This is a genomic window from Escherichia marmotae, from assembly GCF_002900365.1.
GTDB classification, from domain to species: domain Bacteria; phylum Pseudomonadota; class Gammaproteobacteria; order Enterobacterales; family Enterobacteriaceae; genus Escherichia; species Escherichia marmotae.
Genome location: NZ_CP025979.1, coordinates 2,934,503 through 2,948,725, shown reverse-complemented (window position 1 = coordinate 2,948,725; position 14,223 = coordinate 2,934,503). Strand labels below are relative to the sequence as shown.

Here is a 14,223-nt window from a genome sequence, read left to right as displayed (position 1 = left end):
AGTCGGACGGGCGGATCAGTTAAGTGAATCGATCCATTGCACACTGTCGGCGGTGAGCGTAAAGGGAGTAGGGGTGCAGATTGCCAGGCTTAAATTGTCGAGCTGGCAATGGCTGACTGACAGCGATGACTGGTAGGTGCTGTCTACGCTGACGATTTGCCAGGCGCTGCCGCCACGCTGTTTAACGATGGCTTCTTTGCGTGTCCAGATACGCCAGAACACTTCCAGTTGTTGGTCAGGATGCACAGCGTCCATTTCGGCATGTTCTCCGAGGCTGAACACCGTGTTCGCCAGCCAACGCCAGTTGGCGCGCGGGCGAATCACTTCGATATCACAGCCGACTTCACCTTCATCGCTCAACAGCAGGGCGATATCGTCACCGCTATGACTTAAGTTGAACCAGAGCGGCGTTTCCGGGGGGAAGGCGGGTTTCCCTTGTTCACCGTAGATGATGTCCGGTAGTGGAGAAAGCGTGTGCGAAAGCAATGCACGCCCCGCCAGCCAGCGTTCTCGCCGTGGGCCTTGCGGTGCTTGATCGCGCAAAGCCGGTGGCAGTGGAGCTGCGCTTAAGGTCGAAACTTTCCCCAGAACTATCCGATACATATCAGGGCCAACGTTTAATTATGATGGAAAGTGCGTATCGTATCACTTGTCGCCTCATCCCGGTAACCGACTTTTCGGTCTGCCTGGTCCCAGTAAAATCGCCAGTTTGCTGCCGCCTTCCGTGGTTTCCATCCAGATTTTACACACGCTGGTTAGTGGTACTGAAAGTAGCATGCCAATCGGGCCGAGCAGCCATCCCCAGACTAACAATGAAAGAAACACCACCATGGTGGACATTCCAAGGCGATGGCCCATCATCCGTGGTTCTAAAATATTGCCGATGATCATATGGACGATTAAAAACAGTGCGCCGACCAGGATGCATTCGTAAACGCCATTAAACAGCAGCACTTGAATCATCGGCGGCACGGCGGAGATCACCGCGCCGATATTGGGCACGTAGTTGAGCAAAAACGCCAGAACTGCCCACATCAGTGCAAACTGTACGTCCAGCAGCGCCAGCCCTAACCAGACGATCACGCCCGTCCATAAACTTAACAGCGTCTTCAAGGCCAGATAATGCGAAACGCCTTTAAGTGCGCGGTGTAATCCCGCGATGTGAATCTGTGGGTTATTCAGCGCAAAGCGCATTTTGTAAGGCACGTGGCGCACTTCAAACAGCATGAAAACCACGGTCATCACCAGCAAAAGCACGCTCGCCATTGCCCCGGAAAGTCCGGTCATTAGCGCAGTGGTGAATGTTACGAGTTTTTCTGAGTCCATCCGCTGAAGCATCCGTTCCGGCGACATATGCAGATTAAGAAATGGCAACATTTCTTGTAATTTAAAGAGTTTACGCGTCAGTTCCTTGTTAAATTTCGGCAACATGGAGATAAATTCGTTAAACGATGCCGCCAGCACGCCGACCAGCGCGGTAAGTGCGATCAGCATTACTACCACCACAATCGTAATGGCAACGGGACGCTGGACTCCGCGACGAATAAACCAGGTGACCAGCGGGTTGAGGACAATGGCGAAAAACAGCGCCAGCAACAGTTGCACTATGATATCTGCTGCTGCGTGAATACCCGCGAGGATCACCACCAGTGAGGCCAGCTTCAGCAGGATGTGCATACCCGTTTTATCGGGTTGAGGGGTTTCCATTGGGGCTTCCTTGTGACTTTTTGTATTAAGTGTAGCGGGAGTCACGCCAGCAATATTCTGATTCTTACTGCTGATTTCCACGTCAGCACGTGGTAAAAATGAAACACTGTTGTAAAAACGTGGTGATCCTCATGCCCGAACCCGTTGCCGAACCGGCATTTAACGGATTGCGCCTGAATTTGCGCATTGTCTCCATTGTCATGTTTAACTTCGCCAGCTACCTTACCATCGGGTTGCCGCTCGCTGTATTGCCGGGCTATGTCCATGATGTGATGGGTTTTAGCGCCTTCTGGGCGGGGCTGGTTATCAGCCTGCAATATTTCGCCACCTTGCTGAGTCGTCCTCATGCCGGCCGTTACGCCGATTTGCTGGGGCCAAAAAAGATAGTCATCTTTGGTCTGTGCGGCTGCTTTTTGAGTGGTCTGGGGTATCTGACGGCAGGATTAACCGCCAGTCTGCCCGTCATCAGCCTGTTATTACTGTGTCTGGGGCGTGTAATTCTCGGCATTGGACAAAGTTTTGCCGGAACCGGCTCGACACTGTGGGGCGTTGGCGTGGTTGGTTCGCTGCATATCGGGCGAGTCATTTCCTGGAACGGCATTGTCACTTACGGGGCGATGGCTATGGGCGCGCCGTTGGGCGTGCTGTTTTATCACTGGGGCGGTTTGCAGGCGCTGGCGTTAATCATTATGGGCGTGGCACTGGTGGCAATTCTGTTGGCGATCCCGCGTCCTTCAGTGAAAGCCAACAAAGGCAAGCCGCTGCCGTTTCGCGCGGTGCTTGGGCGCGTCTGGCTATACGGCATGGCACTGGCGTTAGCTTCCGCCGGATTTGGTGTCATCGCCACTTTTATCACACTGTTTTATGACGCTAAAGGTTGGGACGGCGCAGCTTTCGCGCTGACGCTGTTTAGCTGTGCATTTGTCGGTACGCGGCTGTTATTCCCTAACGGTATTAATCGTATTGGCGGCTTAAACGTGGCGATGATCTGCTTTAGCGTTGAGATTATCGGCCTGCTATTGGTTGGCGTGGCGACCATGCCGTGGATGGCGAAAATCGGCGTCCTACTGGCGGGGGCGGGATTTTCGCTGGTGTTCCCGGCGTTGGGCGTGGTGGTGGTAAAAGCGGTGCCTCAGCAGAATCAGGGGGCGGCGCTGGCAACCTATACTGTGTTTATGGATTTATCGCTGGGCGTGACCGGGCCGCTGGCTGGGCTGGTGATGAGTTGGGCAGGTGTGCCAGTGATTTATCTGGCGGCGGCGGGATTGGTAGCAATCGCGTTATTGCTGACGTGGCGATTAAAAAAACGGCCTCCGGAGCAAGTACCGGAGGCCGTTTCATCATCTTAAAATTACTGAATCACCAGTGTATTAATGATGTTTTCTGCGGTGGTCTGCGCTTTTTGCTGATCGTCAGCAGGCAGCGTGATTTGCATCGTCAGCATTTGATTTCCCACGTTACCCAGAATGACGGAAGAGTATGCCGTCTGGCCTTTAGCGGAGATGATGCTGTCTAACTGCTGCATTTTGTGACCTTTCAGCTCAATGGCTTTGTTAGTCACCACTTGCAGTTGTGGATCGCGGCTACGTTGCTGATCTTCCAGACGCTTCGCCAGCACAGCCAGGTCTTCTTTCGGATCATCGCCCATAATAATAATCACTGCTTTCTGCCCAGTGGCGTCGGACCAGACGTGCATGTTATTGGCCTGTGTTCCCAGCTTACCGCTCTGGTCGGTCATATCTGCTGGCAGCGAGAAGCTTAGCTTGCCATCAAGCAGGTTGACGGTATTCGCGGTAGCGTTACTTTCCGCGACTGTGCTTTCCGCTGTAGCGTTAGTGTCTTTATCATCACAGGCCGCAAGCCCCATAACCAGCAGGCCAATTCCGACATATTTAACCAGATTGCGCATTGACATCTTCCTTTTGATAAACGGCCATAACGGCTCATTCATCCATCTTATCACAAGTCTGATAACGAACCTTTAACTGGCCTGCAAAGCGTTGATTTCGGATTTATCTGCCAGTCTTTTCAATAGCATATTGAGTAATACGCCATACATTGGCAGGAAGAAAACGATGCTAATTAACACTTTGAAACAGTAATCAACCAGCGCGATTTCCATCCAGTGTTCGGCCATAAAGGCATCCGGACTGCGCCAGAAAGCAATAAAGAAGAAGGCCAATGTGTCGCTGACGTTACCGAAAAGTGTGGAAGCCGTCGGTGCCAGCCACCAACGACGACTCTGACGCAGACGGTTAAAGACGTGTACGTCGAGGATCTGTCCCAGCGCGTAGGCCATAAAGCTGGCGGTAGCGATACGGGCGACAAACAGGTTGAAGTGGGCGAGAGCGCCGAATCCCTGCCATGAACCCATATAAAACAGCGACGAGATGACGTAGGAGATCAGCAACGCGGGGATCATCACCGCAAAGATGATACGACGAGCCAGCGGCGCGCCAAAAATACGCACGGTCAGGTCGGTAGCAAGAAAAATAAACGGAAAGCTAAACGCACCCCAGGTGGTATGAAAACCGAAAATAGAGACCGGAAGCTGTACCAGATAGTTACTGGAGGTGATCACCAGTAGATGAAATAACGATAACCAGAACAACGCCTTATAGCGTTGAGTTTGCGAGAAAGCGTTCATATTGTACCTTTTTGATTAACCATTGGGGTGAGGGAACCCAATACGTACGGCACGTTATTTTATAGTGAGATAATAACGTGCTTACCCTTTTTTCGAGCCGCCGCATGATACTGCTTTGTGTTAACAATGCAATGGTTAATTTTCACGCAATCGTTAACCTGGTTTGCTTACGGACTCGCAGGGCGTAAACTAGCGCCGTTTTTTTATGTGACGAGAAGAAAATGACCGCTCTCTTTTCCAGCCCTGACCACACACTTGACGCACTAGGCCTGCGCTGCCCGGAACCGGTGATGATGGTGCGTAAAACCGTGCGTAATATGCAGCCTGGCGAAACGTTGCTGATTATTGCCGATGATCCGGCCACGACCCGCGATATTCCTGGGTTTTGTACCTTTATGGAACACGAACTGGTGGCCAAAGAGACGGACGGACTGCCTTATCGTTATTTGATTCGCAAAGGTGGCTGATGGGGGCAGATTGGCTTCGATGCCGCCTTTTCCTCTCACCTTAACCCTCACCCCAGAGGGGCGAGGGGGTCGATCGCGCTCAATTTTGCGGCTTGCAACCGGCTTGTAGAACGAATAAAGCGTTTAAGCTGCATCTGGCGATATGGTGCACAATGCCTGATGCGACGCTGTCGCGTCTTATCATGCCTACGAGTTCGATGCTCTGTGTAGGCCGGATAAGGCGTTTACGCCGCATCCGGCAAGCAAGTGTAATGGAATGCACAAATGGATTATTTAATTCCAGTTTGTCTGGTATTGCTGGGATTACTCGCGATATTCACCCCCAATTGGCTGCTCCCTGTTTTTATCCTCATGGGAGGATGGCTGGGGGTACTTGTCTGTGGTTGGCTCTGGCTAATGATATTTTTACCTTTACTCAACGGCGTCGGGCTTGCTTATGCCCTGTGGTTGATGTTCAAAAGGCCATCATTAGCATCCCGCCTGGTTGCTGCATTCAGTGTTATCTCCGTCATTCTGATGTTAGCGCTATATTACGCTTTCCTGACCATGCCGCCGTTCCCACCTCAGCACTAAGCCTGATAGCCAGAGGCTATCAGGCAACACCTTTACTTCCTGCGCAACAACCTTAACGCATTTGCCGTCACCAGCACCGTCGCACCTGTATCTGCCAGCACCGCAAGCCACAGGCCGGTCATACCCAAGAGTGTAGTGACGAGGAAGATCCCTTTCAGCCCTAGCGCAATAGTGATGTTCTGGCGGATATTGGCGTGAGTCGCGCGTGCCAGTTCAATCATCTGCACCAGACCACGCAGATGGTTATGCGTTAACGCTGCATCGGCGGTTTCCAGCGCCACGTCTGTGCCGCTACCCATTGCAATCCCAATGGCTGCGGCTTTCATAGCTGGTGCGTCGTTAATACCGTCGCCCACCATCGCCAGTGGCGCATGTTGATTCAACTCGGTCACGGCTTTGACTTTATCTTCCGGCAGTAATCCAGCTTTAAACTCCAGCCCCAGTTCACCGGCAATGGCTGCCGCTGCACGCGGATTATCGCCGGTGAGGATCACCCCTTTAACGCCCAGTGCGTTTAGTTCACTGATGGCAGTTGCGGCGTCGGCGCGTAGCGTATCCTGCAACGCAATCACACCAAGCACGTCATCGTTACGCACCACCAGCACTACCGTTTGTCCGGCGCTTTCCAGTTCGTTAATCAAACCGGCGAATGCTTCGGCAGGATGTTTCCCTGCGGCGCATATCAGCACCCGATCGCCGTTGACCAGCGCTTCAATGCCAGAGCCGACCAGCGCTCGCTGTGACTCTGCGCCAGGAATGCTGAGTGCGACAACTTGCGCTTCACGAACTATGGCCTGCGCCAGTGGATGTGTTGCCCCTTGCTCCACCGCTGCCGCCAGCGCCAGGAGTTCAGATTCGCTAACACCGGTTGCCGGATGCATCGCGGTAACGCGCGGTTTACCGACGGTTAGCGTACCGGTTTTATCAAACGCCACCTGGGTAACACGACCTAACTGCTCCAGCGCCGCGCCGCCTTTAATTAACGCCCCACGACGCGCCGCTGCTGCCAGCCCGGAGGTAATCGCCGCAGGCGTGGAGATAACTAACGCACACGGGCAGCCAATCAGTAACAACGTCAGCCCTTTATAAATCCACTCCTGCCAGCTTGCAGCAAACAGCAGCGGTGGCACCAGCGTCACCAGCAGGGCGACGGCCATAATCGCAGGCGTGTAAATACGGCTGAAACGGTCGATAAATCGCTCAATCGGTGCGCGGCGCTCTTCGGCCTCTTCGATCAGTTTCAGAATGCGGTCAATGGCGCTGGCACCCGGTTCTGATAGCACTTCCAGTGTAACCAGTCGGTCGACGCTGGTGGCACCTGCAGGGACTTTATCGCCTGTTGTGCGTTCCACAGGGATGGATTCGCCGGTAAGGGCGCTTTCATCAAAACTGGCAAATGGTGAGAGTAGTTTACCGTCGGCAGGTAAACGCCCGCCCGCAGCAACTTCAATCACGTCGCCAGGGCGCAGGCTGTTAATCGCCACTTCTTCACGTTCGCCGTTACGCAGGCGCGTGGCGGTTTCTGGTTTCAACGCCATTAATGCGCTGACGCCCTGACGTGCGCGGCTGGCGGCCCAACCTTCCAGCCGTTCACCAATCAAAAACAGCAGCAATACCATCGCGGCTTCTGCCGTTGCGCCAATAAACAGCGCGCCGATGGCGGCTACGCTCATTAACGTTTCAATAGCAAAATAGCTGCCGGATTTAATTAAGCGCAACGCCTGGCGAGCAATCGGGTACAGCCCAACCAACGTGGTGGCGATAAACGCCAGTTGGCCGAACGGATGATTAAATTGCTCCAGTCCCCAACTGATCGCCATCATCACAATGAGCGTAATCAGCGGTAGATTCTCTTTCAGGCGTGATTCTTTTGGCTCTTCGGCGGCCTGTTCATCGCGCAGGGAATAGCCCGCTTTTTGCACCGTCGATTCAACTTGCGCACGGATGTCATTGTCGGCATCAACCACCAGTTTTTCGGTAGCGAATAACACCTGTACCTGATTCACGCCAGAAAGCTGGCGCACGGCATTTTCTACTTTGCGCGCACAGGCGGCACAGTCCATGCCGCTGACTTTCCAGCTATAGCGAGTGCCGGAGACTTTTTCAGAGAGTGTTGGCGTGCTGGAACATGCACCGTCGCAGCAACAGTCGTTGGCGTTCTGTGCCGTGGTTAGCGGTTTGAACGCGGCAAATTGAGGGGCTTTTTTGCCGTGATTGTCAGGAGTCGACATGGCATCCTCCGGTTAAGTTTTTTCTCATTAACCGAAGGATACACTCTGGAGTCGACTCCAGAGTCAAGTTTTATCAGAGATACAGTGAGCGGACGATGAGGAAGTGACCGGCAAAATAGCAAGCCGCTGCAATGGCGTTATCCGCACGGAAGCGGCGGCGATAGTGACTACCCAGCCAGACAAAGTTACTGATGAACAGCAGTGCAGCGCCCATAAAAGCAGAGAGTGCGGGAGCGGTCGGGCGGAAGAACCACAGCTCACCTGCCAGCCACACCATTACCAGCGTCATACCGACAAAAGTACAGACAGGCCAACGGAACTCTTCCAGACGCGTCCAGATAATAGCCAGTAATAGCGCGCCCAGCACCAGCAGTACCAGCGGCAACGGCCAGAAGAAGGAGAGCGTCATCTGGCTGGCGAAATAGATGGTGTACAGCAGGTGTGAGAGGAAAAACGCGCCGATGGCGTACATCAGACGCTGGCGTGGTAACAGGGTTAACGCATCACCCAGCAGTGACGCACACAGCCCCGCCAGCACCAGATAACTAATCGCGTCGAACATTGGTGCCTGCCAGGCCAGCAATAGCAGGAGAAGAAGGGTTAACGGTTTAAATAGCCAGCGTTGCCAGGTTGGCCCACGGTACGATGCATCCACAGATAGCCATGCGGAAAGACAGACAGCGATAAACGACCAAAGCATCTTAGTTCCTTGAATTCGTTATTTTTTCGTAAGCGGAATGCCTACAGTCTTGCTTCCAGTTTAGTGGCGAGGGTGGACGGATGACAACACCATAACTGGCAGGGTATGCTTATTTCCGCATTTTCCGATGAGGGATAAAGATGAGCAAGGCACCTCTTTTCTTTATTGTTATCATTGGCTTAATCATTGTCGCCGCATCGTTTCGCTTTATGCAGCAGCGACGGGAAAAAGCTGATAATGATATGGCACCGCTCCAGCAACAACTGGTGGTGGTGAGCAATAAGCGAGAAACACCGATTAACGATCGTCGTTCGCGTCAGCAGGAAGTGATACCGGCTGGCACCAGTCTGCGTTATGAGGCGAGTTTCAAACCGCAAAGCGGCGGACTGGAGCAGACGTTCCGTCTTGACGCTCAACAGTACCATGCCCTGACGGTGGGTGATAAAGGTACGTTGAGCTTTAAAGGAACGCGTTTTGTCAGCTTTGTTGGCGAGCAATAAGGTTATTTTTTAACTTTAAATTTCTTCTGCCAGACCAGCAGTTCAAACACGCCGAAAAGGAAAATACGCACCTTTTCGGCAGTGGTCATCTGTGGGCCATCTTTCGGTAAGGTCGATTTCAACAGCGCCAGTTGCATACCATGCATCAGAACCGTAAAAATCAGCGCGACATTAACGAAAATATTCAGCGGGCGTGGGAATGGTTGAAAAAGATTGAGGATTAAAAATCCCCAAACGCAGAGCATTAACAAACGTCCAATATTAATCAGCATCACTTTCTCCTTGTGTTTCACGCTGATACAACCGATAAGCGACCTGACCCGCCACTTTTTCGCGATACAACGACCAGTTTGCCGGAACGGTGGGCAGGCCATTTTCTACTTCACTTTCAACATAAACCCAGGCTTCATCAGCCAGCCAGCCGTTGTTTTCCAGTAAATTAATGGTTTCTTCCAACAAGCCACGGCGGAACGGTGGGTCAACAAACACAATATTATGCGGCGTTCCTTTTTGCATCAGAAAAGACATCGCATTGGTGTTCACGACTCGCGCATTGCCTGCTTTCAGCGTCGCCAGATTCTTGATTAACTGCTGAGATACTGCACGATCCATCTCAACCAGCGTAGCTCCCGCAGCGTAGCGTGACAAGGCTTCCAGCCCCAGAGCCCCGCTACCTGCGAAGCAATCCAGACATTGCGCATCAACAATTATCGGCGCTAGCCAGTTAAACAAGGTTTCACGTACGCGATCAGTGGTGGGGCGTAGACCTGGGCTATCAGGAACCGGGAGTTTACGGCCTCGCCACTGCCCGCCAATAATGCGGATTTGACCGCTGCCGGAATGATTCGGTTTTTTCATGATAAAGTGCTCAATCCGCCAGATAACACATAATTGCAGGCGGTGATGTGGAATAAGTTAAGTGATAGACTATTTCATCATTTTTTTAGCTGCTATGTACATAGCGTGAACGCTGTGCCATGAAGCAACAGCGAGGAGTATAGTCGCAGATGGCGAAAGAAAAAAAACGTGGCTTTTTTTCCTGGCTGGGCTTTGGTCAAAAAGAGCAGACCCCGGAAAAAGAGACAGAAGTCCAAAATGAACAACAGGTTGTAGAAGAAATCGTTCAGGCAGAAGAGCCTGCGAAAGTAGCTGAACAAGCTGTTGAAGAGCAGCCGCAGGTTCATACTGAAGCCGGGGCGGAAACTTTTGCTGCCGAAGTGGTGGAAGTAAGCGAACAGGTTGTCGAAAGTGAGAAAGTGCAGCCTGAAGCTGTTAGCGAACCGGAAGTTATTGCAGAGCCGGAATCTATAGTTGAAGAAGCGCCAGCGCCGGTAGTTGAACCTGAAGTCACGCCGGAACCGGTGGCTATTGAGCGTGAAGAACTGCCGCTGCCGGAAGAAGTCAAAGCCCAGGAAGTTTCGCCAGAAGAATGGCAGGCAGAAGCGGAAACCGTGGAGATTGTCGACGCGGCGGAAGAACAAGCGGCGCAAGAAGAAATCACTGACGAAGAGCTGGAAGCGCAGGCACTGGCCGCCGAAGCGGTAGAAGAGGCGGTGATGGTGGTTACTCCGGCAGAAGAAGATCAGCCGGTTAAAGAAATCGCTCAGGAACAGGAAAAACCAACCAAAGAAGGTTTCTTCGCGCGCCTGAAGCGCAGCCTGTTAAAAACGAAAGAAAACCTCGGTTCCGGATTTATCAGCCTGTTCCGTGGGAAAAAAATCGACGATGATCTGTTTGAAGAGCTGGAAGAACAGCTTTTGATTGCCGATGTGGGCGTGGAAACCACACGCAAAATCATCACCAATCTGACAGAAGGCGCATCACGCAAGCAGCTTCGCGATGCTGAGGCGCTCTACGGCCTGCTGAAAGAAGAGATGGGTGAGATTCTGGCGAAGGTTGATGAGCCTCTGAATGTCGAAGGCAAAACACCATTCGTGATCCTGATGGTCGGCGTCAACGGTGTGGGTAAAACCACGACCATCGGCAAGCTGGCGCGTCAGTTTGAGCAGCAGGGCAAGTCGGTAATGCTGGCGGCAGGCGATACTTTCCGTGCGGCAGCGGTTGAGCAGCTTCAGGTCTGGGGACAGCGCAACAATATTCCGGTGATTGCCCAGCATACCGGTGCGGACTCCGCCTCTGTTATCTTCGATGCCATTCAGGCCGCTAAGGCGCGTAATGTTGATGTCCTGATTGCCGATACCGCCGGACGTTTGCAGAACAAATCGCACCTGATGGAAGAGCTGAAGAAAATCGTTCGCGTGATGAAGAAACTCGACGTTGAAGCTCCGCATGAAGTTATGCTGACTATCGACGCCAGCACCGGGCAGAATGCGGTAAGCCAGGCCAAACTGTTCCACGAAGCGGTTGGCTTAACCGGTATCACGCTGACGAAACTGGACGGCACGGCGAAAGGCGGGGTAATTTTCTCGGTGGCTGACCAGTTTGGTATTCCTATCCGCTATATTGGTGTAGGCGAACGTATTGAGGATTTGCGTCCGTTTAAAGCGGACGACTTTATTGAGGCACTTTTTGCCCGAGAGGACTAAAAATGATTCGCTTTGAACATGTCAGCAAGGCTTATCTCGGTGGGAGGCAGGCGCTGCAGGGCGTGACGTTCCATATGCAGCCGGGTGAGATGGCGTTTCTGACCGGTCATTCCGGCGCAGGGAAAAGTACCCTCCTGAAGCTGATCTGTGGGATTGAGCGGCCCAGCGCCGGGAAAATCTGGTTTAGCGGCCATGACATCACGCGTCTGAAAAACCGTGAAGTTCCGTTTCTGCGCCGCCAGATCGGTATGATTTTCCAGGATCACCATCTGCTGATGGATCGTACTGTCTACGATAACGTGGCGATCCCGCTGATTATCGCCGGTGCCAGTGGTGACGATATCCGTCGCCGTGTATCGGCGGCGCTGGATAAAGTCGGGCTACTGGACAAAGCGAAGAACTTTCCTATTCAGCTTTCTGGCGGTGAACAACAACGTGTTGGCATTGCCCGTGCGGTGGTTAACAAACCTGCGGTACTGCTGGCGGATGAACCGACCGGTAACCTGGACGACGCGCTGTCAGAAGGGATTTTACGTTTGTTTGAAGAGTTTAACCGCGTTGGAGTAACAGTATTAATGGCAACGCACGATATTAACCTGATTTCGCGGCGTTCCTATCGCATGCTCACTCTGAGCGATGGTCACTTGCATGGAGGCGTGACCCATGAATAAGCGCGATGCAATTAATAATATTCGCCAGTTCGGTGGACGTCGGGATCGCTTCCGTAAATCGGTCGGCGGCTCTGGCGACGGTGGTCGTAACGCGCCGAAACGAGCGAAGTCATCACCGAAACCGGCGAATCGCAAAACCAATGTTTTCAACGAACAGGTGCGCTATGCGTTCCACGGTGCTTTGCAGGATCTAAAAAGCAAACCGTTCGCCACGTTTTTAACGGTGATGGTGATCGCCATCTCCCTGACGCTGCCCAGCGTTTGTTATATGGTGTACAAAAACGTCAACCATGCGGCGACGCAATATTATCCGTCACCGCAAATCACCGTTTATCTGCAAAAAACGCTGGACGATGATGCCGCAGCGGGGGTGGTTGCGCAGCTACAGGCCGAGCAGGGCGTGGAGAAAGTGAATTATCTTTCTCGTGAAGACGCGCTGGGCGAGTTCCGTAATTGGTCTGGTTTTGGCGGTGCGTTGGATATGCTGGAGGAAAACCCGCTTCCGGCAGTAGCGGTGGTGATCCCGAAACTCGATTTTCAGGGTACGGAGTCACTGAATACGCTACGTGACCGTATTACCCAGATTAACGGCATTGATGAAGTGCGAATGGACGATAGCTGGTTTGCCCGTCTGACCGCGCTGACTGGGCTGGTTGGGCGTGTTTCGGCAATGATCGGCGTGCTGATGGTGGCGGCAGTGTTCCTTGTTATCGGCAACAGTGTGCGTCTGAGCATTTTTGCCCGTCGTGATTCTATTAACGTGCAGAAACTGATTGGCGCGACGGATGGTTTCATCCTTCGCCCGTTCCTGTACGGTGGTGCGCTGCTGGGATTTTCTGGCGCATTGCTGTCATTAATTTTGTCAGAAATCCTGGTGCTACGTTTGTCATCGGCGGTTGCAGAAGTGGCACAGGTATTCGGAACGAAGTTTGATATCAATGGGTTATCTTTCGATGAATGCCTGTTGTTGTTGCTGGTGTGTTCGATGATTGGCTGGGTGGCAGCGTGGCTTGCCACGGTACAGCATTTACGCCACTTTACGCCGGAATAATAAAAGCGTGCTATACTCTTTCCCTGCAATGGGTTCCGTAGCAGGGAAAGAGACCCCGTTGTCTCTTCCCGGTATTTCATCTCTATGTCACATTTTGTGCGTAATTTATTCACAAGCCAGCATTGAACTTGTGGATAAAATCACGGTCTGATAAAACTGTGAATGATAATCTCGTTGCTCTTAAGCTCTGGCACAGTTGTTGCTACCACTGAGGCGCCAGAAGATATCGATTGAGAGGATTTGAATGACTGACAAAATGCAAAGTTTAGCTTTAGCCCCTGTTGGCAACCTGGATTCCTACATCCGGGCAGCTAACGCGTGGCCGATGTTGTCGGCTGACGAGGAGCGGGCGCTGGCTGAAAAGCTGCATTACCATGGCGATCTGGAAGCAGCTAAAACGCTGATCCTGTCTCACCTGCGGTTTGTTGTTCATATTGCTCGTAATTATGCGGGCTATGGCCTGCCACAGGCGGATTTGATTCAGGAAGGTAACATCGGCCTGATGAAAGCAGTGCGCCGTTTCAACCCGGAAGTGGGTGTGCGCCTGGTCTCCTTCGCCGTCCACTGGATCAAAGCAGAGATCCACGAATACGTTCTGCGTAACTGGCGTATCGTTAAAGTTGCGACGACCAAAGCACAGCGCAAACTGTTCTTTAACCTGCGTAAAACCAAGCAGCGTCTGGGTTGGTTTAATCAGGATGAAGTCGAAATGGTGGCTCGCGAACTGGGCGTTACCAGCAAAGACGTGCGTGAGATGGAATCGCGTATGGCGGCACAAGACATGACATTCGATATGTCTTCCGACGACGATTCCGATAGCCAACCGATGGCTCCGGTGCTCTATCTGCAGGATAAATCATCTAACTTTGCCGACGGCATTGAAGATGATAACTGGGAAGAGCAGGCGGCAAACCGTCTGACCGACGCGATGCAAGGTCTGGACGAACGTAGCCAGGACATCATCCGCGCGCGCTGGCTTGACGAAGACAACAAATCTACGTTGCAGGAACTGGCTGACCGTTACGGCGTTTCCGCCGAGCGTGTGCGTCAGCTTGAAAAGAACGCGATGAAAAAACTTCGCGCTGCTATTGAAGCGTAACTGCACAACGCGTTGAGCTGTACCTGATAAT

The 14,223-nt window shown here is 52.6% G+C and carries 16 protein-coding genes; 8 read left to right on the top strand and 8 right to left on the bottom strand.

Translation table 11 applies throughout. From position 1 onward, the window contains the following. Positions 1–15 precede the first annotated feature (15 nt). A complete protein-coding gene (gene acpT / locus C1192_RS15310) occupies positions 16–603 on the bottom strand; it encodes a 4'-phosphopantetheinyl transferase AcpT (protein WP_038354355.1) in 588 nt (195 codons plus the stop codon). 54 nt (positions 604–657) lie between these two features. Then, positions 658–1,707: an AI-2E family transporter gene (locus tag C1192_RS15305; RefSeq protein ID WP_010381063.1), complete on the bottom strand. Its 1,050-nt coding sequence runs from the start codon at positions 1,705–1,707 to the stop codon at positions 658–660. A 98-nt stretch (positions 1,708–1,805) separates the two neighbouring features. On the opposite strand from C1192_RS15305, the gene C1192_RS15300 reads away from it, so the two are divergent. Then, on the top strand, positions 1,806–3,056 hold the full coding sequence (locus C1192_RS15300) for an MFS transporter (RefSeq protein ID WP_154663951.1): 1,251 nt from the start codon (positions 1,806–1,808) through the stop codon (positions 3,054–3,056). 2 nt (positions 3,057–3,058) lie between these two features. Here the strand turns inward: C1192_RS15300 and dcrB are convergent, their stop codons facing one another. Together dcrB and C1192_RS15290 are read right to left on the bottom strand one after the other, a co-directional pair. After that, positions 3,059–3,616 carry a phage sensitivity protein DcrB gene (dcrB, locus tag C1192_RS15295; RefSeq protein ID WP_001245289.1) on the bottom strand — a complete coding sequence of 186 codons (558 nt, stop codon included), beginning with the start codon at positions 3,614–3,616 and terminating at the stop codon, positions 3,059–3,061. A 72-nt stretch (positions 3,617–3,688) separates the two neighbouring features. Continuing rightward, a complete protein-coding gene (locus C1192_RS15290; RefSeq protein ID WP_000991081.1) occupies positions 3,689–4,354 on the bottom strand; it encodes a 7-cyano-7-deazaguanine/7-aminomethyl-7-deazaguanine transporter in 666 nt (221 codons plus the stop codon). Positions 4,355–4,575: 221 nt separating this feature from the next. On the opposite strand from C1192_RS15290, the gene tusA reads away from it, so the two are divergent. Beyond that, positions 4,576–4,821 (top strand): sulfurtransferase TusA, encoded by a 246-nt coding sequence (tusA, locus tag C1192_RS15285; RefSeq protein WP_000125717.1) that lies wholly within the window; start codon positions 4,576–4,578, stop codon positions 4,819–4,821. A gap of 264 nt (positions 4,822–5,085) precedes the next feature. Then, positions 5,086–5,394 carry a hypothetical protein gene (locus C1192_RS15280; RefSeq protein ID WP_001517274.1) on the top strand — a complete coding sequence of 103 codons (309 nt, stop codon included), beginning with the start codon at positions 5,086–5,088 and terminating at the stop codon, positions 5,392–5,394. Between the two features lie 32 nt (positions 5,395–5,426). Here the strand turns inward: C1192_RS15280 and zntA are convergent, their stop codons facing one another. Continuing rightward, positions 5,427–7,625, bottom strand: a complete 2,199-nt coding sequence (gene zntA / locus C1192_RS15275; RefSeq protein ID WP_038354353.1) for a Zn(II)/Cd(II)/Pb(II) translocating P-type ATPase ZntA — start codon at positions 7,623–7,625, stop codon at positions 5,427–5,429. 73 nt (positions 7,626–7,698) lie between these two features. Beyond that, positions 7,699–8,325: a lysoplasmalogenase gene (locus C1192_RS15270; protein WP_000964706.1), complete on the bottom strand. Its 627-nt coding sequence runs from the start codon at positions 8,323–8,325 to the stop codon at positions 7,699–7,701. 140 nt (positions 8,326–8,465) lie between these two features. Here C1192_RS15270 and C1192_RS15265 point away from each other — a divergent pair, with 140 nt between their 5' ends. Further along, positions 8,466–8,825, top strand: coding sequence for a DUF2500 domain-containing protein (locus C1192_RS15265; RefSeq protein ID WP_000030471.1), 360 nt, complete (start codon positions 8,466–8,468; stop codon positions 8,823–8,825). 2 nt (positions 8,826–8,827) lie between these two features. Here the strand turns inward: C1192_RS15265 and C1192_RS15260 are convergent, their stop codons facing one another. After that, the gene (locus tag C1192_RS15260; protein ID WP_001517271.1) at positions 8,828–9,097 is read right to left on the bottom strand and encodes a DUF1145 family protein; all 270 of its coding nucleotides are present in this window, start codon (positions 9,095–9,097) and stop codon (positions 8,828–8,830) included. Further along, positions 9,087–9,683, bottom strand: a complete 597-nt coding sequence (gene rsmD / locus C1192_RS15255) for a 16S rRNA (guanine(966)-N(2))-methyltransferase (RefSeq protein WP_000743180.1) — start codon at positions 9,681–9,683, stop codon at positions 9,087–9,089. Before rsmD ends, C1192_RS15260 begins: the two co-directional genes overlap by 11 nt. Before the next feature lie 149 nt (positions 9,684–9,832). Here rsmD and ftsY point away from each other — a divergent pair, with 149 nt between their 5' ends. From ftsY to rpoH, 4 genes are all read left to right on the top strand, one after another. Then, on the top strand, positions 9,833–11,371 hold the full coding sequence (gene ftsY / locus C1192_RS15250; RefSeq protein WP_001040682.1) for a signal recognition particle-docking protein FtsY: 1,539 nt from the start codon (positions 9,833–9,835) through the stop codon (positions 11,369–11,371). A 2-nt stretch (positions 11,372–11,373) separates the two neighbouring features. Further along, positions 11,374–12,042: a cell division ATP-binding protein FtsE gene (gene ftsE, locus C1192_RS15245; protein ID WP_000617724.1), complete on the top strand. Its 669-nt coding sequence runs from the start codon at positions 11,374–11,376 to the stop codon at positions 12,040–12,042. After that, positions 12,035–13,093, top strand: a complete 1,059-nt coding sequence (ftsX, locus tag C1192_RS15240) for a permease-like cell division protein FtsX (protein WP_038354352.1) — start codon at positions 12,035–12,037, stop codon at positions 13,091–13,093. Before ftsE ends, ftsX begins: the two co-directional genes overlap by 8 nt. A 244-nt stretch (positions 13,094–13,337) precedes the next feature. Beyond that, on the top strand, positions 13,338–14,192 hold the full coding sequence (rpoH, locus tag C1192_RS15235) for an RNA polymerase sigma factor RpoH (RefSeq protein ID WP_000130220.1): 855 nt from the start codon (positions 13,338–13,340) through the stop codon (positions 14,190–14,192). Positions 14,193–14,223: the final 31 nt, after the last annotated feature.